We start from the raw sequence: 3,203 nt of genomic DNA on the forward strand, positions 1-3,203 counted from the left end.
TGACCACATCCTGCGCCTGCCGCTCTCGTTCTTCGACGCGACGCGCCACGGCGACGTGATGAGCTTCTTCACGAACGACGTCGACACGGTTTCCGAGGCGCTCAACAACAGCTTCGCCGGCGCCGTCCAGGCGCTCATCCAGACGGTGGGCACCCTCGTGCTCCTCGTCGTCCTCGACTGGCGCCTCACGCTGATCACCATCGCCTGCGACGTCGTCGTGGTGCTCTACGTGCGCTACTCCGGCGGCCGCAGCAGGAAGTTCTTCTCGGCCCAGCAGCAGACGCTCGGCGAGCTCGACGGCTTCATCGAGGAGACCATGGCGGGCCAGAAGGTCGTTAAGGTGTTCAACCACGAGCCAGCGGCCATCGCCGACTTCGACGGCCTCAACGAGTCGCTGCGCGACACCGGCACGACCGCCCAGGCCTACGCGGCGACGATGGTCCCCATGACGGTCGCGATCAGCTACCTCAACTTCGGCGTCGTGACCATCGTGGGCGCGCTGCTGGCCATCGCGGGCTCCGTCGACGTGGGCAGCCTCGCCTCCTACCTGGTCTTCGTCCGCCAGGCGTGCATGCCGCTCAACCAGCTCACCCAGCAGGGCAACTTCCTGCTCACCGCGCTCGCCGGCGCCGAGAGGATCTTCGCGGCGATGGCGCTCGCCCCCGAGGTCGACGAGGGCACGGTCGAGCTCGTGCGCTCCGACGCCCAGGCCGCGCGCACCGCGTCGGGCGCCGCTGGCTGGGCGTGGCGCATCGACGGCGAGGACGTGCCGCTCGCGGGCGACGTGCGCCTCTACAACGTCGACTTCGGCTACGTCCCAGGCCAGACCGTGCTCGAGGACCTGAGCCTGTTTGCCAAGCCGGGCCAGAAGATCGCCTTCGTCGGCTCGACCGGCGCGGGCAAGACGACCATCACGAACCTGATCAACCGCTTCTACGACGTGCGCGACGGCGTCATCACCTATGACGGTATCGACGTGCGCGACATCCGCAAGGAGTCGCTGCGCCGCAGCCTCGGCATCGTGCTGCAGGACACGCACCTCTTTGCCGGGACGATCGCGGACAACATCCGCTTCGGCAAGCTCGACGCGACCGACGAGCAGGTGCGCGCCGCGGCGCGCGTGGCCTCGGCCGACGGCTTCATCGAGCGCCTGCCGCAGGGCTACGACACGCCGGTCGTCGCCGACGGCGCGAACCTCAGCCAGGGCCAGCGCCAGCTCATCGCCATCGCCCGCGCCGCCGTGGCCGACCCGCCCGTGCTCATCCTCGATGAGGCGACGAGCTCGATCGACACGCGCACCGAGGCGCTCATCCAGCGGGGCATGGACGCCCTCATGCGCGGGCGCACGGTCTTCGTGATCGCGCACCGGCTCTCGACCGTGCGCAACGCCGACGCCATCATGGTCCTCGAGCACGGGCGCATCGTGGAGCGCGGCACGCACGAGGAGCTGCTCGAGCAGCGCGGCGAGTACTGGCAGCTCTACACCGGCGCGAAGGAGCTCGACTAGCAGGGCAGGGGCGGGCAAGAAGCCCCGGCGCCCCGCTCGCCCCATACAGCGCGACCCGCACATGACCGCCCGCGGCAGGACAGGCTCCTGCCGCGGGCGGCCGGTGTTAGAATCGAACAAGATTTCCGAATTCTGCCGAGGAGCATGCCCCTTGAAGGTCCTCATCGTCCCCAACTACTCGCGGCCCGACGCCGTCGAGGATGCCCGCAAGCTCGACGCCTGGCTCGACGAGCAGGGCATCGAGGTCAGCTGGGCGCACGACAAGAAGCTCTTTCCCAACCGCGTGACCGACGCGGCGGGCTGCGACCTCGTGGTCTCGCTCGGCGGCGACGGCACCCTTCTGCGTGCCGCGCGCATCGTCGGCTACTCCGGCATCCCGATGCTGGGCATCTCATACGGCCACCTCGGGTTCCTTACCAGCGGGGGGCCTGCGGAGCTGATCTCGGCCGTCTCGGACGCGCTCGCCGGCGAGCTCCACGTGAGCCACCGCGCAACGCTCGACGTCGAGTCCCAGTTCGTGCGCCCCGACGGCTCGACCTACACGGTCCACAGCTTCGCGCTGAACGACTTCGCCCTCTCGCGCGGGGGCAGGGGAGACATGGTCGAGTTCGACGTCTCCGTCTCCGGCAACAAGATCGACCGCCTTCGCGGCGACGGCTTCGTGGTCTCGACGGCCACCGGCTCGACGGGCTACGCGCTCGCCGCGGGCGGGCCCATCGTCACGCCCGAGTTCTCGGGCATGGTCTGCGTGCCGATCGCGCCCCACAAGCTTGTGGCGCGCGCCTTCCTGACCTCGCCCTCCGACGTCGTGGAGATCGAGATGAGCCCCGAGCGCCCCGTCGAGCGGTGCTTCTTTGCCGACGGGCAGCCCATCGGCAACGGCGACGCCGGCTGGCCCACCCGCGCGAGCATCCGGCGCGGCCCGGGCGACATACTTTTGCTCGACCACAGCGCGCAGAGCTTCTACGGCTCCGTCTCGCGCGTGTTCTACGGGGCGGGCAGGTAGGCGATGATCGACGAGCTGCATGTGCGCGACGTCGCGCTGATCCGCGACGCGGAGCTGGCGCCGTCCTCGGGCCTCACCGTCCTCACCGGCGAGACAGGCGCGGGCAAGTCTGCTCTGCTCTCCGCTATCAAGCTTTTGGTGGGGGAGCGCGCCGACGCGGGTGCCGTGCGCGAGGGCGCCGACGCGCTCGAGGTCGAGGGCCGCTTCTACGTGCGCGGCGGGGACCCCGACGGCTGCGTGGTCTGCCGGCGCGTGGGAGCCGACGGCCGCGGGCGCGTGAGGATCGACGGGCGCATGGGCAGCGTGCGCGAGCTCGCCGAGGGCGTGGGCGCCACCGTCGACCTCTGCGGCCAGCACGAGCACCAGCGCCTGCTGCAGGTGCAGACCCATGTGGAGATGCTCGACGCCTGGGCGGGCGACGCCGTCGCGGACGCACTCGGGGAGTACCGCGCGCGCTTGGCCGCCGCGGCCGACGCGGAGCGCGAGCTCGAGCGCGCCCGGGAGCTCTCGCGCTCCGGGGCCGAGGCGCTCGAGGAGGCGGAGTTCGTCTGCGCTCGCATCGACGAGGTGGACCCCAAGGAAGGCGAGCTCGAGGACCTCGAGGCCAAGCTCCCGCGCGCAGAGCACGCCGACGCCCTCATGCGCTCGGCGCTGGGCGCCCGCGAGGCGCTCGCGGCGGCCGGCGGCGCC

The 3,203-nt window shown here is 71.0% G+C and carries 3 protein-coding genes; all 3 read left to right on the forward strand.

What is annotated here, in order from left to right; translation table 11 throughout:
• Nucleotides 1-1,507: ABC transporter ATP-binding protein (locus tag ACT84W_RS09780; RefSeq protein WP_444329073.1), on the forward strand; the 1,507-nt coding region annotated here is incomplete at its 5' end.
• A gap of 151 nt (nucleotides 1,508-1,658) precedes the next feature.
• Complete coding sequence (locus ACT84W_RS09785; protein ID WP_417575032.1) at nucleotides 1,659-2,513, forward strand: NAD(+)/NADH kinase; 855 nt, start codon at nucleotides 1,659-1,661, stop codon at nucleotides 2,511-2,513.
• A gap of 3 nt (nucleotides 2,514-2,516) precedes the next feature.
• The coding region (locus ACT84W_RS09790; protein ID WP_444329074.1) for an AAA family ATPase at nucleotides 2,517-3,203 on the forward strand (687 nt) is incomplete at its 3' end.

The organism is Paratractidigestivibacter sp., from assembly GCF_052362415.1.
In the GTDB taxonomy this organism is placed as follows: Bacteria; Actinomycetota; Coriobacteriia; order Coriobacteriales; family Atopobiaceae; genus Paratractidigestivibacter.